13 protein-coding genes and 4 rRNA genes are annotated in these 22,765 nt (G+C 36.1%); 12 read left to right on the top strand and 5 right to left on the bottom strand.

Annotated features, from left to right (window positions below; genetic code table 11):
* Positions 1 to 35: 35 nt before the first annotated feature.
* Positions 36 to 1,268 carry a sodium/glutamate symporter gene (gene gltS, locus ACWJJT_RS15875; RefSeq protein WP_462955381.1) on the bottom strand — a complete coding sequence of 411 codons (1,233 nt, stop codon included), beginning with the start codon at positions 1,266 to 1,268 and terminating at the stop codon, positions 36 to 38.
* A gap of 397 nt (positions 1,269 to 1,665) precedes the next feature.
* On the opposite strand from gltS, the gene ACWJJT_RS15880 reads away from it, so the two are divergent.
* Positions 1,666 to 1,806 (top strand): hypothetical protein, encoded by a 141-nt coding sequence (locus ACWJJT_RS15880; protein WP_462952831.1) that lies wholly within the window; start codon positions 1,666 to 1,668, stop codon positions 1,804 to 1,806.
* A gap of 21 nt (positions 1,807 to 1,827) precedes the next feature.
* Here ACWJJT_RS15880 and ACWJJT_RS15885 read toward each other — a convergent pair whose 3' ends face one another.
* Positions 1,828 to 2,031, bottom strand: coding sequence for a DUF6440 family protein (locus tag ACWJJT_RS15885; RefSeq protein ID WP_216303238.1), 204 nt, complete (start codon positions 2,029 to 2,031; stop codon positions 1,828 to 1,830).
* Positions 2,032 to 2,614: 583 nt separating this feature from the next.
* Here ACWJJT_RS15885 and ACWJJT_RS15890 point away from each other — a divergent pair.
* The 4 genes from ACWJJT_RS15890 (at position 2,615) to ACWJJT_RS15905 (ending at position 8,682) form a co-directional block, all read left to right on the top strand.
* Positions 2,615 to 4,141: ribosomal RNA gene (locus ACWJJT_RS15890) — 16S ribosomal RNA — on the top strand.
* Positions 4,142 to 4,432: 291 nt separating this feature from the next.
* A 23S ribosomal RNA gene (locus ACWJJT_RS15895) occupies positions 4,433 to 7,358 on the top strand.
* Positions 7,359 to 7,516: 158 nt separating this feature from the next.
* Positions 7,517 to 7,633 (top strand): 5S ribosomal RNA (gene rrf / locus ACWJJT_RS15900).
* The 16S, 23S and 5S rRNA genes sit together here, the layout of an rRNA operon.
* Before the next feature lie 140 nt (positions 7,634 to 7,773).
* On the top strand, positions 7,774 to 8,682 hold the full coding sequence (locus tag ACWJJT_RS15905; RefSeq protein ID WP_462955382.1) for a L,D-transpeptidase family protein: 909 nt from the start codon (positions 7,774 to 7,776) through the stop codon (positions 8,680 to 8,682).
* A gap of 85 nt (positions 8,683 to 8,767) precedes the next feature.
* Here ACWJJT_RS15905 and ACWJJT_RS15910 read toward each other — a convergent pair whose 3' ends face one another.
* Positions 8,768 to 9,238 carry a GreA/GreB family elongation factor gene (locus tag ACWJJT_RS15910; protein WP_462955383.1) on the bottom strand — a complete coding sequence of 157 codons (471 nt, stop codon included), beginning with the start codon at positions 9,236 to 9,238 and terminating at the stop codon, positions 8,768 to 8,770.
* 436 nt (positions 9,239 to 9,674) lie between these two features.
* Here ACWJJT_RS15910 and glsA point away from each other — a divergent pair, with 436 nt between their 5' ends.
* The 4 genes from glsA to ACWJJT_RS15930 all read left to right on the top strand — a co-directional run bounded on the left by glsA (position 9,675) and on the right by ACWJJT_RS15930 (position 14,474).
* A complete protein-coding gene (gene glsA, locus ACWJJT_RS15915) occupies positions 9,675 to 10,592 on the top strand; it encodes a glutaminase A (protein ID WP_462955384.1) in 918 nt (305 codons plus the stop codon).
* A 91-nt stretch (positions 10,593 to 10,683) separates the two neighbouring features.
* Positions 10,684 to 12,093, top strand: coding sequence for an alanine/glycine:cation symporter family protein (locus ACWJJT_RS15920; protein WP_462955385.1), 1,410 nt, complete (start codon positions 10,684 to 10,686; stop codon positions 12,091 to 12,093).
* Positions 12,094 to 12,337: 244 nt separating this feature from the next.
* Entirely contained in the window at positions 12,338 to 13,501 is a 1,164-nt protein-coding gene (locus tag ACWJJT_RS15925; protein WP_462955386.1) for a class I SAM-dependent methyltransferase, read from the top strand.
* A 169-nt stretch (positions 13,502 to 13,670) separates the two neighbouring features.
* Positions 13,671 to 14,474, top strand: a complete 804-nt coding sequence (locus tag ACWJJT_RS15930; RefSeq protein ID WP_462955387.1) for a pyruvate, water dikinase regulatory protein — start codon at positions 13,671 to 13,673, stop codon at positions 14,472 to 14,474.
* A gap of 566 nt (positions 14,475 to 15,040) precedes the next feature.
* Here the strand turns inward: ACWJJT_RS15930 and ACWJJT_RS15935 are convergent.
* Entirely contained in the window at positions 15,041 to 16,114 is a 1,074-nt protein-coding gene (locus ACWJJT_RS15935) for a tetratricopeptide repeat-containing glycosyltransferase family 2 protein (protein ID WP_462955388.1), read from the bottom strand.
* A gap of 229 nt (positions 16,115 to 16,343) precedes the next feature.
* Here ACWJJT_RS15935 and ACWJJT_RS15940 point away from each other — a divergent pair, with 229 nt between their 5' ends.
* Together ACWJJT_RS15940 and ACWJJT_RS15945 are read left to right on the top strand one after the other, a co-directional pair.
* Entirely contained in the window at positions 16,344 to 17,738 is a 1,395-nt protein-coding gene (locus tag ACWJJT_RS15940; protein WP_462955389.1) for a glycosyltransferase, read from the top strand.
* Between the two features lie 259 nt (positions 17,739 to 17,997).
* Positions 17,998 to 18,180, top strand: coding sequence for a hypothetical protein (locus ACWJJT_RS15945; protein ID WP_165414411.1), 183 nt, complete (start codon positions 17,998 to 18,000; stop codon positions 18,178 to 18,180).
* A gap of 175 nt (positions 18,181 to 18,355) precedes the next feature.
* Here the strand turns inward: ACWJJT_RS15945 and ACWJJT_RS15950 are convergent, their stop codons facing one another.
* A complete protein-coding gene (locus ACWJJT_RS15950) occupies positions 18,356 to 20,218 on the bottom strand; it encodes a beta-N-acetylhexosaminidase (protein WP_462955390.1) in 1,863 nt (620 codons plus the stop codon).
* A 966-nt stretch (positions 20,219 to 21,184) separates the two neighbouring features.
* Here ACWJJT_RS15950 and ACWJJT_RS15955 point away from each other — a divergent pair.
* A 16S ribosomal RNA gene (locus ACWJJT_RS15955) occupies positions 21,185 to 22,711 on the top strand.
* Positions 22,712 to 22,765: the final 54 nt, after the last annotated feature.

Below are 22,765 nucleotides of genomic sequence, written 5' to 3' on the forward strand. Positions count from 1 at the left end.
TCTTGGCATCGTAATAATATTTTCTATATGGAGTTTTATTTAAAAAAATTCATGAAAAATACAATAGTTGGGATGCCTATGAGGTCAATTAGAAATGCTCCGACTAATGGAACTATTAAAAATGCCTTTGGAGATGGACCATATTTTTCAGTAACAGCTCCCATATTAGCTATAGCATTTGGAGTAGCGCCAAGGCCATGACCTGCCATACCAGCTGCCATAACGGCTGCATCAAAATCTTTTCCAAGGAATTTAAATACAACAAATACTGTATATAATATCATAAATATTACTTGTGCAGTAACTATTATTAATAATGGTCCTGCAAGTCCTACAAGTTCCCATAACTTCAATGTCATTAATGCCATTGAGAGGAAAATTCCAAGGGACACGTTGCCCATTAAATCTATGGTGTAATAATCAAGTTTAGCGATGTGTATTTTATCATTTATATTTCTAAAAGCTACAGATACAAACATAGCGCCTACATATCCAGGTAAAGAAAGGCCTGTAGCTGTTGAAAACCATCCGCTGGCAATAGACCCGATTGTCATACAAACAGTTATTATTGCCATATGAGCCATAACCATATTCGTTGTGATTTTTGTATTTCCTGTATCGCTTACTACATTTTCAAAGGATTTTACGTCATAGTTATCTGATGTACTAGGTTTTAATTTGTATTTGTCTATTAAATGCTTTGCAATGGGGCCCCCGATAAGACCACCAGATATAAGACCACCAGTGGCGGCAGCTATAGCTACGGTAGTAGATCCTGGAATACCCATAGCCTCTGCAGTTTTTCCAAAAGCGGCTGCTGCACCATGCCCACCTTCCATTGAAACTGAACCTGCCATAATACCAAACATAGGGTGAATTCCAGTAATCTTTGCAAATACAATGCCTATAACATTCTGTGAAATAGCAAGGAATCCACATAGCAGCCAGTAGATAATTAAACATTTTCCACCTTTTTTAAGTAATTTAAAACTTGCGCCAAGTCCAATAGTCGTAAAGAAAGCTATCATAAAAGGAGATTGAAAAGTTGTATCCATACTAATTGTTATTAGACCGCTCTGTTTTAAAACGAGGGCAAGTATTGAAAATAGTAACCCTCCAATTACAGGGGCAGGAATACAAAACTTTCTAAAAAAAGATACCTTTTTTATAAGCCAGTAACCTAATAGTAATAATAAAATTGCGGTTGCTAAGGTTGCTACCATATCAACCTTGAGAGTAAGTAAATCTTCTACTAATTCTGTTTTCATAATTGCTCCTCCTTTAACATCAAGACAGTGTAAACGTTGTCTTGATTATTTTTATTATACCACTTTCTAATTTTAACAGTGCTAGACATCTATAGAAACATAAGAGTGGTTTTAATAATATATGTAGAATTAAATACTATATGTTCGATAAAAAAGTATCAGTTAATTATTTAGTAATAAGGATTCGTTTAGAGAGGATTTATAATAGATTTGAGATAATTAGTAAATAAAAACTGTCTATTGAAATCAGTTCCAGATATTAAGGATCCACCAATCTGATACTTTAGGGGAATCCTTAATTGAATATGTGAAAAACTCTAGGGAACGTGGGTTTTGGTAAATCATTATACTTTTCAAAGGCTTAAAAGAATATAAATAACTGTAAGGAGTGATTTATATGAAGTTGATATATACATTATTAGTTGTAAAAGTATTGTATAGTGGAAAAGCTAATCCGAAAAAAATAGTAAAAACAATTAAAAAGGAGTCTAAGTTTTGGGGTAAATTAATTACTGAAATTAGTAAACATTATAAGTAGGTTTGTATCTTTATAAAAACGTTACAACTTCACTTGTGAAAACATAGGGTTTCCATCTTTATCTAACAATACAGTAATTCCTCCAGCATAATCCTCAATATTAATTAAATAATTTGTTACTGTGTCTGTATCTACAAGTATTTTACAACGTACTGCTAATGCATCAGCCCGATTGCATACAGTTTTAAATGTTTTATTTCTTATCTTATCGTTCTTATTAAACATTTTTTCCTCCTATATTTTTTATTTCGCAATATTATTAAATATAGCCAAAAATTAAGGTTGTATACTTAATAGGGGGAGACTTTTGTTATTTGACGACAGTTTCTCAAAAAAATGTTTCTATGTTGATAATAATTAGCCATGTGTATCAGGATGCGAAACATTGAATTATTTAGACTAATATGTAGAAATATGAATGTAATCTAGCTAGAGTAGCTATGTTGTGAAATTATGCTCTTATTTATGTGATAGAATACTCCTTGTCGTCACAAACGAGTGGCACGATAAGCTAACTGTTGATAACTATTTAGTATGTTTTCAAATGAAAACAAATTAAAAAAATGTTGACAAAACAAGAAATACCTAGTAATATAGTAGAAGTCGTCACATGATGACGAAACAAATTGGTCTTTGAAAATTAAACAGAGAAATAGGTAAAGATAGCGAAATAATATTTCGTTAAACCAGTTAATTACTTTAGTATAAAGTAAAATTTAGTCGTAAGACTAAAAGTATGTAATGAGCTTGCGAATCAACTTAACAGTTGTCGCAGATTAATCATTTCAACTAAAAAAGTGTAAACTTTTAAATTGAGAGTTTGATCCTGGCTCAGGACGAACGCTGGCGGCGTGCCTAACACATGCAAGTCGAGCGATGATTCGTCTCCTTCGGGAGACGTTGATTAGCGGCGGACGGGTGAGTAACACGTGGGTAACCTGCCTCAAAGAGGGGAATAGCCTCCCGAAAGGGAGATTAATACCGCATAATATGTTTTGGTCGCATGATCGAAACATCAAAGGATTTTTCTTTTAGAAAATTCCACTTTGAGATGGACCCGCGGCGCATTAGCTAGTTGGTGAGGTAACGGCTCACCAAGGCGACGATGCGTAGCCGACCTGAGAGGGTGATCGGCCACATTGGAACTGAGACACGGTCCAGACTCCTACGGGAGGCAGCAGTGGGGAATATTGCGCAATGGGGGAAACCCTGACGCAGCAACGCCGCGTGAATGATGAAGGCCTTCGGGTTGTAAAGTTCTGTCTTCTGGGACGATAATGACGGTACCAGAGGAGGAAGCCACGGCTAACTACGTGCCAGCAGCCGCGGTAATACGTAGGTGGCAAGCGTTGTCCGGATTTACTGGGCGTAAAGGATGCGTAGGCGGACATTTAAGTCAGATGTGAAATACCCGAGCTTAACTTGGGTGCTGCATTTGAAACTGGGTGTCTAGAGTGCAGGAGAGGTAAGTGGAATTCCTAGTGTAGCGGTGAAATGCGTAGAGATTAGGAAGAACACCAGTGGCGAAGGCGACTTACTGGACTGTAACTGACGCTGAGGCATGAAAGCGTGGGGAGCAAACAGGATTAGATACCCTGGTAGTCCACGCCGTAAACGATGAATACTAGGTGTCGGGGGTCGAACCTCGGTGCCGCCGTTAACACATTAAGTATTCCGCCTGGGGAGTACGATCGCAAGATTAAAACTCAAAGGAATTGACGGGGGCCCGCACAAGCAGCGGAGCATGTGGTTTAATTCGAAGCAACGCGAAGAACCTTACCTAGACTTGACATCCCCTGCATAACCCAGAGATGGGCGAAGTCCTTCGGGACAGGGTGACAGGTGGTGCATGGTTGTCGTCAGCTCGTGTCGTGAGATGTTGGGTTAAGTCCCGCAACGAGCGCAACCCTTATCATTAGTTGCTACCATTAAGTTGAGCACTCTAGTGAGACTGCCCGGGTTAACCGGGAGGAAGGTGGGGATGACGTCAAATCATCATGCCCCTTATGTCTAGGGCTACACACGTGCTACAATGGTGAGTACAAAGAGATGCAAGACCGCAAGGTGGAGCCAAACTCAAAAACTCATCCCAGTTCGGATTGTAGGCTGCAACTCGCCTACATGAAGCCGGAGTTGCTAGTAATCGCGAATCAGCATGTCGCGGTGAATACGTTCCCGGGCCTTGTACACACCGCCCGTCACACCATGAGAGTTGGTAACACCCGAAGTCCGTGAGGTAACCGTAAGGAGCCAGCGGCCGAAGGTGGGATTGATGATTGGGGTGAAGTCGTAACAAGGTAGCCGTAGGAGAACCTGCGGCTGGATCACCTCCTTTCTAGGGAGTAGATGTATTGACTTCGGTCGATGCAATAGAAGAATATTAATTTGTTCTTCAAAAATATCTATTGTAATTAATCGTACCTAGTTCTCTGTTTAATTTTGAGAGACTAATTTTATCTAACTCTTAGGAGTTAGATAATGAATAGTTTTTCTAAAATGTTCTTTGAAAATTGCACAGTGAAAAAAGTTGTTTTAAAAAAATTAAAGCTACGCGAGTAGTTTATAAATTGATTTAATACAATTTCGCAAAATTAATATAATCGTCTATGTAAATAGACAGAATCAAGGTCAAGCTACAAAGGGCGCATGGCGAATGCCTTGGCACTAGGAGCCGAAGAAGGACGCGTTAAGCTGCGATAAGCTTTGGGTAGGCGCAAATAGCCTGTGATCCAAAGATTTCCGAATGGGGGAACCCACATAGTAACAACTATGTACTGCATACTGAATAAATAGGTATGCAGAGGTAGACCCGGGGAACTGAAACATCTAAGTACCCGGAGGAAGAGAAAGAAATATCGATTTCCTAAGTAGCGGCGAGCGAAAGGGAAAGAGCCCAAACCCAGGTCTTTGACCTGGGGGTTGAGGATAGATCATAAATACTGCAATTCCTTAATTGAAGATAGCTGGAAAGCTGCTCCGCAGAAGGTAATAGGCCTGTAAATGAAAAGGAAAAACAGTCAGATCTAATCCAGAGTACCACGAGACACGTGAAACCTTGTGGGAAGCTGGGAGGACCACCTCCCAAGGCTAAATACTACCTAGTGACCGATAGTGAAGAAGTACCGTGAGGGAAAGGTGAAAAGAACCCCGGAAGGGGAGTGAAATAGAACCTGAAACCGTGTGCCTACAACCGGTCGAAGCACTTTATATGTGTGACGGCGTGCTTTTTGTAGAACGAGCCAACGAGTTACGATATGTAGCAAGGTTAAGTACTTAAGGTACGGAGCCGAAGGGAAACCAAGTCTGAATAGGGCGCATAGTTGCATGTCGTAGACCCGAAACCGGGTGACCTATCCATGGCCAGGATGAAGCGGAAGTAAAATTCCGTGGAGGTCCGAACCACGTTGGTGTTGAAAAACCATGGGATGAGCTGTGGATAGCGGAGAAATTCCAATCGAACTCGGAGATAGCTGGTTCTCCTCGAAATAGCTTTAGGGCTAGCGTCGATTAATTGAGTAATGGAGGTAGAGCACTGAATGGGCTAGGGGCTGACAACAGTTACTGAACCCTATCAAACTCCGAATGCCATATACTTTTATTTCGGCAGTCAGACTGCGAATGATAAGATCCGTAGTCAAAAGGGAAACAGCCCAGACCATCAGCTAAGGTCCCAAAGTGTAAGTTAAGTGGAAAAGGATGTGGGATTTCTAAGACAACTAGGATGTTGGCTCAGAAGCAGCCACTCATTTAAAGAGTGCGTAATAGCTCACTAGTCAAGAGATCCTGCGCCGAAGATGTCCGGGGCTAAAACTTACCACCGAAGCTATGGGTGTACACAATTGTGTACGCGGTAGAGGAGCTTTCTGTACTGGCTGAAGTCATACCGTAAGGAGTGGTGGACGGTACAGAAGTGAGAATGTTGGCATGAGTAGCGAGAGTTAAGTGAGAATCTTAACGGTCGAAAACCTAAGGTTTCCTGAGGAAGGCTCGTCCTCTCAGGGTTAGTCGGGACCTAAGCCGAGGCCGAAAGGCGTAGGTGATGGACAATCGGTTGATATTCCGATACCACCAATGGACGTTATTAGAAATGGGATGACGCAGGAGGATAAGATGTGCACACTATTGGATGTGTGTCTAAGCATTTAGGCGGAGCAAGCAGGCAAATCCGTTTGCTCTTAACGCTGAGATGTGATGGGGAAGGGAATTTATTCCTGAAGTATCTGATTCCACGCTGCCAAGAAAAGTCTCTATCGAGGATATTGGTGCCCGTACCGCAAACCGACACAGGTAGGTGAGGAGAGAATCCTAAGACCATCGGAAGAATTGTTGTTAAGGAACTCGGCAAATTGACCCCGTAACTTCGGGAGAAGGGGTGCCTACGAAAGTAGGTCGCAGAGAATAGGCCCAAGCAACTGTTTAGCAAAAACACAGGTCTCTGCTAAAGCGAAAGCTGATGTATAGGGGCTGACGCCTGCCCGGTGCTGGAAGGTTAAGGGGATTAGTTAGCGCAAGCGAGGCTATGAACTTAAGCCCCAGTAAACGGCGGCCGTAACTATAACGGTCCTAAGGTAGCGAAATTCCTTGTCGGGTAAGTTCCGACCCGCACGAATGGCGTAATGATTTGGGCACTGTCTCAACAACACATCCGGCGAAATTGTAGTGCAAGTGAAGATGCTTGCTACCCGCGATTGGACGGAAAGACCCCGTAGAGCTTTACTGTAGCTTAGCATTGAATTTCGGTATTGTCTGTACAGGATAGGTGGGAGACTGAGAAACATGGGCGTCAGCCTGTGTGGAGTCATCCTTGGGATACCACCCTGACAGTACTGAGGTTCTAACTGGAGGCCATGAATCTGGTCACAGGACATTGTTAGGTGGGCAGTTTGACTGGGGCGGTCGCCTCCAAAAAAGTAACGGAGGCGCCCAAAGGTTCCCTCAGCGCGGTTGGAAATCGCGCGAAGAGTGCAAAGGCAGAAGGGAGCCTGACTGCGACACTTACAAGTGGAGCAGGGACGAAAGTCGGGCTTAGTGATCCGGTGGTACCTCGTGGGAGGGCCATCGCTCAACGGATAAAAGCTACCTCGGGGATAACAGGCTGATCTCCCCCAAGAGTCCACATCGACGGGGAGGTTTGGCACCTCGATGTCGGCTCGTCGCATCCTGGGGCTGAAGTAGGTCCCAAGGGTTGGGCTGTTCGCCCATTAAAGCGGCACGCGAGCTGGGTTCAGAACGTCGTGAGACAGTTCGGTCCCTATCCGTCGCGGGCGTAGGAAATTTGAAGGGAGCTGTCCTTAGTACGAGAGGACCGGGATGGACAAACCTCTGGTGCACCAGTTGTCACGCCAGTGGCATCGCTGGGTAGCTATGTTTGGAAGGGATAAACGCTGAAAGCATCTAAGCGTGAAGCCCACCCTGAGATGAGATTTCCCATAATGCGTGTTTTTAACACAAGTTAGTAAGACTCCTGGAAGACCACCAGGTTGATAGGTTAGAGGTGTAAGCATGGTAACATGTTCAGCTGACTAATACTAATAAGTCGAGGGCTTGACCTAAATAAATAATTAAAAGTAATGCGATATACTTCTTTTACAGGAACTATTTCTTTCGTAAGAAAGAAACTAAGCTTCTGACAAAGGAAGAAGCGAGGCTTTGAGCGTGAGCGAAAAGACTAATTCACTGTGCAATTTTCAGAGAATATTTATATTCTCAATCTGGTGATTATGGCATGAAGGTAACACCCGTTCCCATACCGAACACGAAGGTTAAGCTTCAATGCGCCGATGGTACTGCAGGGGTGACCTTGTGGAAGAGTAGGTTGTCGCCAGGTAAGAAAAAACCGCTAAGTTTAACTTAGTGGTTTTTATTTGGTTAAATACAATTACATTTTTGGATTTTAGTGGCACTTTAATTTTAGGAGAATATACTATAGGGACAAGATCCATACTTCTAAAAAAAGGGGTATTCAGTATGAATAAAAGATATCTATCAGGTATTGTCTTTATAGTTGTGATTATGATAAGTGGATGTACTTTAGCGAATAAATCGGAGGCTGCGGTTAAATTGCCTCCTAGTGACGCAAAAATATATCAAACTAACGTTAGAGTGTCTCAAAACAGTATACAAAAAGAAAATGTACAAAATAACAGTATTAAACTTTTAGCTCAAAAAAAACAACAGCCAATTGCTCAAATAATATTCAAGCAAGGAAATAAGGGCAGTAAAGTTAAGGAAATACAGCAAAAGCTTAATAAATTTGGTTATAAACTTTATGCAGATGGAGATTTCGGACGATTAACCTATTATGCGGTTATAGACTTTCAAATGAGAAATAAGCTAATCAAAGATGGCATAGTAGGTAAGTTAACACTAAAGAAACTTAATATGAAACCAACTTCACAGTCTATGTATAAACCACCAGTAATACAAAAATATACACCTAAAGTTTCAGCTTCAAACAATTCGTTAGAAAAAACTATAAACAGTAAGAACATTTATAGTTCAACTGCTTATTTTATATGGATTGATTTATCACACCAAAGGGTAAATATATTCAAAGGGTCTAATAGAAAATGGAATCTTGTTAGATCAATGGTTTGTTCTTCAGGAAAATCAAGAACACCAACAGTTAAAGGTAATTTTACCGTTGGAATTAAAGGAAGCTACTTTATTTCAGATGGAGGTGCTAGGTGCAAATATTATACTCAAATAAGAGGTAACTATTTATTCCACAGCGTACTATACGATAGAAAGGGTAATTATGTTATAGATAACACCCTTGGAGTTCCTGTATCTCACGGATGCGTAAGGTTAGCTTTAAAAGATGCTAAATTTATATATGATAATATTCCAGCTAGAACTGCTATTTGGAGCAAATAAAAAGTAAGTTATAAAAGGATATATACTCGAAAATAAGAATTCCATTTGGTATTCTTATTTTTATTGTACGGTGCAATGTGTTAAGTTATTCCTTAGTTATGCTTAATAACTCTATTTTATAATTTCCATCAGGAGATGCTACTTCTACTATAGTTCCTACTGTTTTTCCAAACAATACCATTCCTATTGGTGACTCAATACTAAACTTACCATTTAATATATCCACTTGTAATGTTGTTACAAGTTCTATTTCTTCGATATCATCGCTACCTAAAAATTTTATCATTAATTTATCACTTATATTTGCACCTTTAGTATTATAAATAACATCATCTATAACTTCAGCAGTTCTAATCATTTTTATTAAATATCCCATTCTTCTGTAGTTTTCGTACATATTTGTTTTGGCAGCTTTATATTCAGCATTTTCACTTCTATCACCGTGAGCAGCGGCTATCATTTTTTCGTGTGCAATTTTCATGGTTAAAGGACCTTTACGATAATCAAATTCTTTTTGAAGATCTTCAAGATCTTTTTTAGTAAGTTTATTATTCATTTTATTACCTTCTTTTATCTTTTTTACAAATTGTGTACTAATAATTTAATAGTACATTTATAATTCGATTTCTAAAAAAATTCGGAGTATTACTTGTATAGTTTACTATTGAACTTGCAGTTTTTCAACTTTTTTAGTAAGTACTGTTATTCTTCAATCCACATGACCATCAATGATCCTAAGTTAACGATAGTATTAATAAGTCCATCTAAGCCTATAAGATATTTTATTGTGGGCATTTATGTAAACATTAACAAATAGAAAGCACCTCCGAAACAAATCTTCATGATTATTATAAATATGTAGAAATATGTTTAAAGGTTTTTATCCAAAAATAGAGAATAATAGAGTATAATAAAAGAAGTCATTGTAAGTAATATAATAAAAAAGTATTAAATATGAAGATGAGAAAAACAACTTAAAGAGGTGGTTGTAAATGCAATCAATATTAAAAACAGCAATTGAAAACAGTAAAAAAATTACGAAAGATGGAAAAGTGGCAACGTATATTCCAGAACTTGCAAAAGGTGATAGAGATGCCCTTGGTGCATGTATTTTTGACACAAGCTGTAATGTTATTTTAGAAGGTGATTACAGAACAAAATTCACTATTCAAAGTGTATCAAAGGTGATAATCCTTATATGTGCTCTTATTGATAATGGAAAGGATGTTGTTTTTTCTAAAGTAGGTAAGGAACCCTCAGCAGACCCATTTAATTCATTGGTGAAGTTAGAAATAAAGGAGACTCATAAACCATCAAATCCATTTATAAATGCTGGCGCAATAGTTTGTACATCTCTTGTGGCAGGAGATAATGGGATAGAGAAATTTAGTAGAATTCTTAATACCATGAAGAGGTTAGCAAATAATAATGACATTGAGGTGAATTATTCAGTTTATAACTCTGAAAAATTGACTGGGAATACAAACAGAGCTATTGCTTATTACCTAAAGGGAGCAGGCATAATTGAAAAGGATGTAGAAGACGTATTAGACGCATACTTTAAATGCTGCTCAGTAGAGGTAGTTGTTGAGGATATAGCAAGAATGGCATCAGTAATTGCAAACAATGGGGTAGCACCATGGTCAAATGAACAGTTAATTCCAGAGTTCATCAATAAAATAGTTAAGGCTATTATGATGACCTGTGGATTATACGACAGATCCGGAGAATTTTGTATCGAGGTTGGTGTTCCAGCTAAAAGCGGAGTAGGGGGATGTATTATGGCTGTTGTTCCAAACCGTATGGGAATAGCAGTTGTAGGGCCAGCACTTGATAATTACGGAAATAGTATTGCTGGAACGAGAGTTCTAGAAGAACTTTCTAAAGAACTCAATCTAAGTATCTTCTGAATTTTCTAAGAAAATACATAATAAGGTATGGTGATGATAGAAAAAAGTTATTATATTTCAGTATTTAAATTATTAGAAGGAGTGTGACAGAATGTTAAATTTATTAAATTCTATTGTAACATCAGTTAATAACATACTTTGGTCTTACGTGCTCATAATTTTACTTATAAGTATTGGAGCATATTTTACTATTCATCTTAAGTTTCCACAGTTCAGATTTTTTTCTCATACAGTTAAACTTCTTAGGAATGGTAGAAAAACCTCAGATGGCGAGGAAGGTGTGGCTGTATCATCATTTCAAGCATTCTGCATAAGTGTTGCTTCTCATGTTGGTACTGGAAATCTTGCGGGAGTTGCAATAGCCGTTACAGTTGGAGGTCCAGGAGCAGTTTTTTGGATGTGGGTTATAGCTCTTTTAGGTGCAGGCTCAAGCTTTGTTGAAAATACATTAGCACAGATTTATAAAGTAAAGGGTGAAAACGGATACAAGGGTGGCCCTGCATACTATATGGAAAAAGCCCTTGGCAAAAGAAAACTTGGTATAGTATTCTCAGTACTTATAACTATATCCTTTGGTCTTGTATTTAATTCGGTTCAGGCAAATACTGTAACATTAGCTTTTGAAGGAGCTTTTGGTATTACAAGATTTTGGGGGGGCATGATCCTGGTAGGACTTACTGCTTTAGTTATATTTGGTGGCGTTAAGAGGATAGCAAAAGTTGCAGAGATTCTAGTGCCAGTTATGGCTGTAGCCTATGTATGTGTTGCATTCTTTGTAATTTTCAAAAATATATCCCAGGTTCCAAGCGTATTTAAAATGATTTTTCAAGGTGCTTTTGGTTTAAAGCAATTTACAGGCGGTGGAATTGGTGCAGCGATTATGATGGGTATTAAAAGAGGACTATTCTCAAATGAAGCAGGTATGGGAAGTGCTCCAAATGCAGCAGCTACAGCAGATGTAAGTCATCCTGTTAAACAGGGTATTGTGCAAGTATTTGGGGTTTTCCTAGATACTATAGTAATATGTAGTGCAACAGCATTTATCGTTTTGGTTTCTGGCGAACATTTAAATGAAGGACTTACAGGAATAGAACTGACACAAGCAGCATTAACATCGCAGGTAGGTGAATGGGGGAACATATTTATAGCTGTATGCATTTTCATGTTTGCGTGGAGTTCTATAATTGGAAACTATTATTATGGTGAATCAAATATTGAGTTTATGAATGGAAGTAAAATATGGCTTACTATGTTTAGAGTAGGTGTACTTGGTATGGTATTTTGGGGGTCAATGTCTTCAATAAGTATTGTATGGAATATGGCAGATTTATTTATGGGAGCAATGGCACTCATAAATCTTGTTGTTATTTTTAAATTAAGCAAGGTGCTTCCAAAGGTAATTAAGGATTATGCAATTCAAATTAAACAAGGAAAAGATCCAGTATTTCATGCGAATTCTATTGAGGGACTTACCAATACTGAGTGTTGGGATAAGGATTAGTAGGGAATTCTAATAGCATATTTTAAATGGGTTATTGAACAGGCCATATACGGTATATATTTTAGTATATGGTCTGTTCTTATATATTATAAAAAAATTCTTTATGAATATTAGGGAAGCAAGATTTTTCATTCATAAATTTTATTGGGATTTTTTTAAAAAGTGTTAGAACTAATTAACTTGGTATATAATGATATTATTATATAGAAAAGTAGTTTTAAAATAAATTATAAGGTGTGTTGACATGGAAGAGTTAAGAAGCGCGATTAATGAAATATTAAAGCAGGATATTTTAAAATTAGTTATTAGTAATAAAATGAATAAAGATGTACAGTATAATAAAATAACATTCGTATTGAAAGAAGATGATGTAAAGCAATATTATCAAATAGAAAAAAACACCGATAAGCAAGCTTTCCATGAGAATATTGCTATAGATGTTTTAGGAGAAAAAATACTAGAATATGTATCAGCGAGTTATAAACAAGTAGATGCTTGGTCAAATACAATTACATTTGATTTGAAAATATCTAAAAAAGGTAAAGTTCATTTAGGGAAGAAAAAAAGTGATAATGTAAAAATTGCTAATAAAGGACATAACAAAGAAAAAAATTATATTCTTAAAGAGGGTATGATAATAGAGCCTCTTATAGATTTAGGCATTTTTACAAAAGAAGGCAGGGTTGTTAATTCAAAATATGATAAGTATAAGCAAATAAATAAGTTTGTTGAAATTATTGATGATGAAATTAAGAAGAATGATTTTAAGGAACTTACTATATTAGACTTTGGATGTGGAAAATCTTACTTAACATTTGTATTATATTATTATTTTGTTGAAATCAAAAAAATCAATGTAAAAATGATAGGACTTGATCTTAAGGAGGATGTAATTAAAGAATGTAATGACATATCTAAAAGATACAATTATGAAAACTTACATTTTGAGCTAGGGGATATAAATGGATTTAAATATGATAATAAAGTTGATATGGTAATTACATTACATGCGTGCGATACAGCTACTGATTATGCTTTATATAATGCGATAAAGTGGAATAGTAATATGATTTTCTCTGTTCCTTGCTGCCAACATGAATTCAATAGCCAAATTAAAACAGAGTCATTATCGATACTAACAAAGTATGGAATAGTACAAGAAAGGGTTTCGGCGCTTATGACAGATTCAGTAAGAGCAAATCTTTTAGAAAGCGTCGGATATAAAAGTCAGCTTCTAGAATTTATAGATATATCACACTCTCCTAAAAACATATTAATTAGAGCTTCAAAAGCTAATATATCTAAGGATAAAAAAGAGAAAGCATTATCTGAAATTAATGTTTTAATGAACCAATTTAATTTAAATTCAACATTATTTAATTTATTAAAAAAAGATAATTTAATTTAAATTATATCGATTAATATGGATAACATAATGATAGCTTAATCAATCTAATTTAAATTCAACATTCTTTAATTTGTTTTAAAAATATAATTTTAATTTATTTTTTATATTAAGAGACGATAAGCTAGAGTGCTGAAAAAAATATATAAAAAGAGAGTAGATGTGATGCAAAATGTTAACAATATATGCGGTATCAGATTCAATAGGAGAAACGGCGGAACTTGTAGCTAAATCAGTTGCGAGTCAGTTCCCAGATAGTGTAATAGTGAAAAAAACACCACATATTAAAACAGCTGAGGATGTTAATTATTTTATTAGCAAAATAGATAGGGATTCAAAAGCAATGATTATTTCAACTATAATTATGGTAGATGTAAAAGAATTTTTAGTACAAAGATGTGTAGAAAAAGGAATATTTGTATCGAATGTTTTAGGACCAGGGATAGGACTAGCTTCTAAGTTATTAAATAAACAGCCAGAATACATTCCAGGAGCGATATGGAAAATGGATAAGGATTATTATAAAAGAATAGAAGCTATGGAGTTTGCTATGCAATATGATGATAGCCGGGATTATGATGGGATAAAACATGCAGACGTTGTGCTTATTGGTGTTTCAAGAACCTCAAAAACGCCATTGTGTATGTATTTAGCTAATAAAGGTATTAAAGCTATAAATATACCGTTAGTACCTGAAGTGCCTGTTCCAGAAGAACTATATAACATCCCTGGAAGAAAGATCATAGGGCTTAAAATAAATCCTTTTGAGCTTATTGAAATAAGAAAAAATAGAATGGGTAAATTCAATGGACTTAATGCTAACTTTCAATATGCGAATGATTCAAGAATATTAGATGAGTTAGATTATGCAGAAAAAATAATGAAAAAAACAAGGTGTTTGACAATTGATGTTACTAAAAGAGCTATAGAAGATACGGCTTTAATTATTATGAAAAGTATAGGGTATGATCAATAGTGTTTTTAATGTTTTTTAATAATAGTGATATAATTAAATAAATGCTTTGCTATGAAGTTATCTTACTTGAAAGCAAAACTTTGTATTGAATGTGTGAATTTTATAGTACATTAATGGCATAATAAAAAAATATGAACTTAAATATTAAAATGGAGTAGCGGCCTTTATTGGTGATAAAGTCAACATACTGACCTTTTGGTCTGGCTTTATCGTGGCTGAATTCTGTTTAAGTGAGACTTTTAACACAATGGTTTTATCGTTGTATGTATGGTCTTTTTTAGTATAATCGTTTATTCTAAAGAAGATTTTTAGCAGGATAGAATTTCATTGTGTTGAAAGTCTTTTTATTTATAAATTTTAATTTAAAGGGAGGGTGTCAAATGGCTATATTTATTAAAGCGTTATTACTTACTTAATTAGTGTCTATTTCAGAAACGATATTACATGTTACTTATTTTATAATCTTCTTGAATTATAGAATTGTTGCCAAAACTATAATATAATTTTGATAAAGGGCACCCATATAATATTACCTCAATTTTGGGATATATTTTAAAGGTAATAATTTATATAGCAGTTCTTTCAAAATAATCTTTATTTGAAAGTACCGCTGGAGAATCAGGCTTATATTCAGCTGCTTTATTATTATATTTAATTGACTCTTCTCTACTTCCTAACCTGTCATAACAAACACATAGTTGTAAATTGGGTATATATCCCCAATAATCATGCGATATAAAGCCCCAACTGTTAACTGGCTTATTAAGTTCTGATGCAAGCTTATACCAAAAGATAGCTTTGTTATAATCGGAAATTTCAAAATAGTTGGTTCCTAAAGTACAGCATATTTCAGCTCTTGGAGTATCATATTCAAAGCTTCTAAGTAGTATTTTTAGCATGGCTTTTTTATCACCTATAATGTTATAACAGTTAGAAAGATCAAAGCAGGCACTTATATTATCCTCTACCCAGCCCTTTTCTGTGTCTAAAAATTCATTGAAATATTTTATTGCTTCTTCAAAAAATCCATTTTGATGTAATTCCCTGGAATAATAGAAGAGTCCTCTTGGCGTTAAAGGTTGCCCATCTGACAGTAATTTTTTATAAATAGATATATTTCTACCTTGTACTGCGGCATGTTCTTTTCTATGTGTTATGCAAACATCAGCGTTTATAATATTTCCTCCCATTACTAGGCATTCATGAACAGGTTCTGTCCATTTACAATTGTTTATTCTTTTTGACAAGCGTTCTCTAAAATATGATAAGGTAACTGTTCCATTTTCGTCAAATCCTACGTTATACATCATCATAACATTATCTACATCTAGAGTTAAGCTTTGCTTAAGTTGTTTAAATTTTTTTATATCTTCTACGAGGATAATATCATCAGCGTCTAGCCAAAGAATATAATCCATTTTTGCTTTAGAAAAAGAAAAATTTCTAGCAGCAGAGAAATCATCAATCCACTGGAAATTAAAAAAATTATCTGTATATTCTTGTGCAATTTTTTTTGTGTTATCTGTGGAGCCAGTGTCAACTATTATTATTTCGTCAACAATATCCTTAATACAGTCAAGACACCTACCTAAAACATCTTCCTCATTTTTTACAATCATACATAAACTAATAGTTATCATATAAGATATAAGCCTCCTAAAACAAATTTACAGTTTATAATATGCTGTGGTTTGGAATAGGGAGCGTATTTAAAAATAAATTATAAAATGTAACTAAGTTTATGAAAATTATTTCTAAGGCCATTAGAACGCATTTATAAATAGGATAGGTACACTTTTTAATAATAAGCGTAATATGTAATTGAAGCATAATTTGCTGTGACTAAGTTATCGAGGAAGGGATAAAGTAATGATTGAGAATAGGAAAACTTCAATAATAATTTTAACTTACAACAATCTTATTTACAATCACAAATGCGTTGATAGCATAAGGAAATACACTAAAGAGAATACCTACGAAATAATTGTTGTAGATAATAATTCTACTGATGGGACAAGAGAATGGCTTAAAGACCAGAAGGATATAAAATCTATTTTAAATGATGAAAATGTAGGTTTTCCAAAGGGCTGTAATATTGGAATAGCTGCATCAGGCAAAGAAAATGATATTTTGTTTTTGAATAATGATACGGTAGTTACTCCAAGGTGGCTTGATAATCTTAAAATATGTCTTTACAGTGATGATAAAGTTGGAGCAACTTCATCTGTAACTAATAATTGTTCTAATTATCAGTCTGTAAGTGTGCCTTATAGTGATGTTAAAGATATGATTCCATTCGCTGAGACTAATAATGTTTCAAACCCCGAGAAATGGGAGGGGAAAGTAAGGCTTGTGGCATTTTGCATGCTTATAAGGAGAGATGTTCTTAACAAGATTGGCGTTATGGATGAGCAATTTTCACCTGGAAATTTTGAAGATGATGATTTATGCATGAGAATTATAGAATCGGGATATAAGATGATGCTTTGTAATGACAGCTTCATACACCATTTTGGCAGTTCATCTTTTAATAAAGATTATACTGAATTTAATAATGTACTAACGACAAATCGTAAAAAAATTGAGGATAAGTGGGGGTTTAACTCTAACGTAGGCAGCACATTAAAATTTGACATAATACAGCGTATAGATGAGCCAAAAGAAAATGGTCTAAATATTCTTGAGTTTGACTGTGGGCTAGGTGCTACACTACTTAAGTTGAAATATATGTACCCTAACGCTGATATATATGGTATAGAGACAAATGAGCATGTAGCGAGGCTAGGTGGAAAAATTCTAGAGTTAATAACTGATGATTTTGAAGAAAATTATAGCATGAACTTTAAAAAAGACAAGACAAATTTTTTTGATTATATAATTCTTGGCAATAGACTTCAACTAAGTAAAGACCCTTGGACATTACTAAATGAAATAAAAAAATTTTTGAAGCCTGGGGGATATATAATTGCGACTATTCCTAACTTAATGCATCATTCAGTTATAAAAGAGTTATTAAGAGGAAGCTTTATGTACAGCGGAAATTCTATTTTAAATAGAAATAATAATAAGTTTTTTACTTTAACAGATATATGCAAAATATTCGATGAGTGTGGGTATAGTAATCCATATATATTTCATTATCGTACTGAATTAACACCGGAAGATGATCAGCTATTAAATAATATTTGTGGTATTGTTGGTAAAGATATGAAAGAGTATTTCTTATCTTACGAGTATGTAGCTAAATATCAAAAAAATGTATAGTGTGCAGAGATTGACAACTATGTTGGCAGTCTCTATTTTTTAGCAAGGAGAAAATTGGCATAGTGTAATTGTTAGACTTTTTTCGTTTTATAGAAATATTTATGACTATTTGAGGCTAAGCTAGTTTATTTTTGTTGCAAATTGTCGTATGGTGTATAATGATTAATGTAAACAAAACTGGATATAATTACAAAAATAAATATTAAAGATTATCAGGTGGCAAAATTAAATACCAAGTGGTTAAAGGAAGGTAGTAAAAATGTATAAACATGAAATATTATTTCAAGATTATTTAGAACTAAAAAGTAAAGAATCAAAAGATTGTATTATGGGTTTTCAAGAATACAATGAGCCTGGGAAAGATATAGAAATTAAAGTTAATTTAATAAATGGCGACTGGTTAAGGGTTTATTATAATGATAGCGATATAGATTGGTGTTAAAAAATAATGTAGCTATTATATTAGAGTCAGTTGTTTGTAAACAGTCTGAAACATAAAAATAATCCTCCCAATTTGGGAGGATTATTTTTATGTTAAGATAAACCAAAGAAATACCTTAATTTTTTTATAGATAACATACCTTATTAGCAAGCTACCTTATTAGCAAGCTACCTTATTAGCAAGCTACCAAGCATATTCCCCTTAAGTATCTACAAGTATAAACTATGATTTCTCTAATTCTATATAGTTCACTTTCCTTATTTCGTGCCCTCCAGATTTTTGCATAATCACAGAACCATACTTCGAGATTTTCTGCGAGATCCATTGGACTAAATACTGTATCTACATCATTTTTAGAATACTCATTCTTCAAAAGATTTAGGAAAAAGCTATTCACAAGTTGTATTGCCCTTGCTGAAACAATAAATTCTTGCAGATCAAAGGTGTTTATGCACACTTTTTTAGACAATGTAGTAAACTTATTTTCTATTTCACAAGCTATGTCATAACCAGCTAAAATCTTTTTCCAATCAAGCTCGCTGAAACTTTCTTTAATATCTGAATTTTTACTATGATTTTCTTTCCATTCGACTAGTTCATACCAGCCTACGATCTGCTCCTTGGATAATTTATTAAGTAGAGACACGAGTTCAAGTGAGTCATCACCATACTCTATTAAGGACAACGCTTTAAATACATTTTCAAACTCTTTCTCGCCATCTGGGTTCCATGATAAGGACGCTCCGTATGCCATGCCTGGAATTGAGCTACTTAAAAAATTTATATGACCAAAATCTCCCCAGTCAGTATTGAGAACGCCTGTTGCACCATATTTAACACCATAGGCTACCATTCTTTTAATATTCTCAAAACCCTTATCGACTTTGTTCACTAGTTGATTCCATCCCCATACACCTGGGCACACGTACTGCTCCATACCTGACTCAGTTATTGCTTTTGTGCCATCCTCTTTGGCATTTTCGTTATAGTCCCAATTAAGACATATGGCATCCTTACTTATATTATTTAAAAGTTCAGGATGATGTAAAATCACATCCCCCCAGAACATAACCTTCTTGCCTTTTTTCTTGACTATATCTATTACTTTGTTCAAAAATTCAACATACAACATTCCAACCCCAACTTCATCGGCTTTGGCTTTACTTTTACCCTTTCCTAAATCAAAGGTTTCATCACAGCATATATTGAATGTGTCTGAGCTAAATAGCGGTATATATTGCATTAGCATTTCTTCAACTAGTTTTATGCTACCTTCATTAGTTGCATCCAGTGTGTGTGAAACCATTCTATGACCAAAAGAGTACTCGCCTCCCTCACTGTTTTCTAGCTCACACAATTCATTGAAGGACTTTGACCTAAGCACCTCATACATATGCCCGAAGGTAGACAAGGATGGGATTAATTCAACATGCCTTTTTTTGCAATATTGGTCAAGTATTAATATTTCCTCCGCTGTTAGTGGATCTTTGTCCATCCATATTTCACTCATGCCTTTAAATGCAAAAGTATGTTCTATATACAATTGCAACTGATTAATTTTATAAAAAGCTGCCCTGTCAACTAGTTCCATAAGCATTTCAAGTGTTGGTACCTTGCCTCTTGTAACATCATGATAGAACCCACGGTTAGTAAAATATGGCTCGTCTTCAATTTTGAGGTTTGGAAGTAAAGTTCCATTTTGCCTAATAATTTGTCTAAATGTCTGTACTCCATAAAACATGCCTATGGAAGTAGCAGCACATATTTCGATGCAGGTTCCACCAATAATTAAGGTGTAAGCCTCTTTTGGACCTGATACTTTTTTAAATCTAATTACGGTTTTATCATTATGGCAATCAAAGGCCTTATTTATTACTAATTTGAAGCCTAATTGTTGCTGAATTTCATATTGTAATACAATCGCGGCATTTAAGTCATCAAAATCACATTGGTAATCTAAGACTATCTCCGTATCACGTCTAAGCTGCAATGTACCTTTATTTAGTTCTAATTGTTTTGGACTTGGTATTAAAAACATATTGTACACTCCCTAAATTTTGTTTGATTAGAATCCGGGTTACTAGCCCTTAACTAGGGTAATAAATCCCGATTTTACTGAGTATTATAGAGAAAAATATCTATAAAATAAAAGCATCCATTTTATAATAGTTTTGAGATAAACTTTATATAAAAAGATGCTAATAAAATGAACAAAAAATATTTAAATCAAACTCTTATCTACTTCTCTACGCTATACCATATTGGAGAAGAAATCAATAGACTGATAGATAATAAAAAAATTACCAAAAGCAATTAATAACAAGGATACGGTTTCAAGCCATAGTCTAAGACTTAGAAGTGTTTATTTTAACATTTGTGTAAAAATAAACTACATATATAGTAAAAGCGTATATGTTAACTTTCTACATTATATGTGTCTATTATAAATGCCTCTTGTTAAAAGAAATAAAAAATGTGTTATCAATATATGAAACGGTAAGATATTATATATTGATAAAATAGAGTTGATTTTGAAATGTATTGATAATACTTAGCCATGTGTATCTGGATGCGAAATATTGAATTATTTAGACTTACATGTAGAAAAATGAATATAATCTAGCTAGAGTACCTATATTGTAAAATTATGCCCTTATTTATATGATAGAATACTCCTTGTCGTCACAAACGAGTGGCACGATAAGCTAACTGTTGATAACTATTTAATATGTTTTCAAATGAAAATAAGTTTTAAAAAGTTGTTGACAAAACAAGAAATACCTAGTAATATAGTAGAAGTCGTCACATGATGACAAAGCGAATTGGTCTTTGAAAATTAAACAGAGAAATAGGTAAAGATAGCGAAATAATATTTCGTTAAACCAGTTAATTACTTTAGTATAAAGTAAAATTTAGTCGTAAGACTAAAAGTATGTAATGAGCTTGCGAATCAACTTAACAGTTGTCGCAGATTAATCATTTCAACTAAAAAAGTGTAAACTTTTAAATTGAGAGTTTGATCCTGGCTCAGGACGAACGCTGGCGGCGTGCCTAACACATGCAAGTCGAGCGATGATTCGTCTCCTTCGGGAGACGTTGATTAGCGGCGGACGGGTGAGTAACACGTGGGTAACCTGCCTCAAAGAGGGGAATAGCCTCCCGAAAGGGAGATTAATACCGCATAATATGTTTTGGTCGCATGATCGAAACATCAAAGGATTTTTCTTTTAGAAAATTCCACTTTGAGATGGACCCGCGGCGCATTAGCTAGTTGGTGAGGTAACGGCTCACCAAGGCGACGATGCGTAGCCGACCTGAGAGGGTGATCGGCCACATTGGAACTGAGACACGGTCCAGACTCCTACGGGAGGCAGCAGTGGGGAATATTGCGCAATGGGGGAAACCCTGACGCAGCAACGCCGCGTGAATGATGAAGGCCTTCGGGTTGTAAAGTTCTGTCTTCTGGGACGATAATGACGGTACCAGAGGAGGAAGCCACGGCTAACTACGTGCCAGCAGCCGCGGTAATACGTAGGTGGCAAGCGTTGTCCGGATTTACTGGGCGTAAAGGATGCGTAGGCGGACATTTAAGTCAGATGTGAAATACCCGAGCTTAACTTGGGTGCTGCATTTGAAACTGGGTGTCTAGAGTGCAGGAGAGGTAAGTGGAATTCCTAGTGTAGCGGTGAAATGCGTAGAGATTAGGAAGAACACCAGTGGCGAAGGCGACTTACTGGACTGTAACTGACGCTGAGGCATGAAAGCGTGGGGAGCAAACAGGATTAGATACCCTGGTAGTCCACGCCGTAAACGATGAATACTAGGTGTCGGGGGTCGAACCTCGGTGCCGCCGTTAACACATTAAGTATTCCGCCTGGGGAGTACGATCGCAAGATTAAAACTCAAAGGAATTGACGGGGGCCCGCACAAGCAGCGGAGCATGTGGTTTAATTCGAAGCAACGCGAAGAACCTTACCTAGACTTGACATCCCCTGCATAACCCAGAGATGGGCGAAGTCCTTCGGGACAGGGTGACAGGTGGTGCATGGTTGTCGTCAGCTCGTGTCGTGAGATGTTGGGTTAAGTCCCGCAACGAGCGCAACCCTTATCATTAGTTGCTACCATTAAGTTGAGCACTCTAGTGAGACTGCCCGGGTTAACCGGGAGGAAGGTGGGGATGACGTCAAATCATCATGCCCCTTATGTCTAGGGCTACACACGTGCTACAATGGTGAGTACAAAGAGATGCAAGACCGCAAGGTGGAGCCAAACTCAAAAACTCATCCCAGTTCGGATTGTAGGCTGCAACTCGCCTACATGAAGCCGGAGTTGCTAGTAATCGCGAATCAGCATGTCGCGGTGAATACGTTCCCGGGCCTTGTACACACCGCCCGTCACACCATGAGAGTTGGTAACACCCGAAGTCCGTGAGGTAACCGTAAGGAGCCAGCGGCCGAAGGTGGGATTGATGATTGGGGTGAAGTCGTAACAAGGTAGCCGTAGGAGAACCTGCGGCTGGATCACCTCCTTTCTAGGGAGTAGATGTATTGACTTCGGTCGATGCAATAGAAGAATATTAATTTGT

This window comes from Clostridium sp. CM041, assembly GCF_055081035.1.

Excerpts from the sequence above, each read along its gene's own strand:
- gltS (WP_462955381.1), bottom strand. The coding sequence starts at position 1,268 with ATGAAAACAGAATTAGTAGAAGATTTACTTACTCTCAAGGTTGATATG.
- ACWJJT_RS15880 (WP_462952831.1), top strand. The coding sequence starts at position 1,666 with ATGAAGTTGATATATACATTATTAGTTGTAAAAGTATTGTATAGTGGA.
- ACWJJT_RS15885 (WP_216303238.1), bottom strand. The coding sequence starts at position 2,031 with ATGTTTAATAAGAACGATAAGATAAGAAATAAAACATTTAAAACTGTA.
- ACWJJT_RS15905 (WP_462955382.1), top strand. The coding sequence starts at position 7,774 with ATGAATAAAAGATATCTATCAGGTATTGTCTTTATAGTTGTGATTATG.
- ACWJJT_RS15910 (WP_462955383.1), bottom strand. The coding sequence starts at position 9,238 with ATGAATAATAAACTTACTAAAAAAGATCTTGAAGATCTTCAAAAAGAA.
- glsA (WP_462955384.1), top strand. The coding sequence starts at position 9,675 with ATGCAATCAATATTAAAAACAGCAATTGAAAACAGTAAAAAAATTACG.
- ACWJJT_RS15920 (WP_462955385.1), top strand. The coding sequence starts at position 10,684 with ATGTTAAATTTATTAAATTCTATTGTAACATCAGTTAATAACATACTT.
- ACWJJT_RS15925 (WP_462955386.1), top strand. The coding sequence starts at position 12,338 with ATGGAAGAGTTAAGAAGCGCGATTAATGAAATATTAAAGCAGGATATT.
- ACWJJT_RS15930 (WP_462955387.1), top strand. The coding sequence starts at position 13,671 with ATGTTAACAATATATGCGGTATCAGATTCAATAGGAGAAACGGCGGAA.
- ACWJJT_RS15935 (WP_462955388.1), bottom strand. The coding sequence starts at position 16,114 with ATGATAACTATTAGTTTATGTATGATTGTAAAAAATGAGGAAGATGTT.
- ACWJJT_RS15940 (WP_462955389.1), top strand. The coding sequence starts at position 16,344 with ATGATTGAGAATAGGAAAACTTCAATAATAATTTTAACTTACAACAAT.
- ACWJJT_RS15945 (WP_165414411.1), top strand. The coding sequence starts at position 17,998 with ATGTATAAACATGAAATATTATTTCAAGATTATTTAGAACTAAAAAGT.
- ACWJJT_RS15950 (WP_462955390.1), bottom strand. The coding sequence starts at position 20,218 with ATGTTTTTAATACCAAGTCCAAAACAATTAGAACTAAATAAAGGTACA.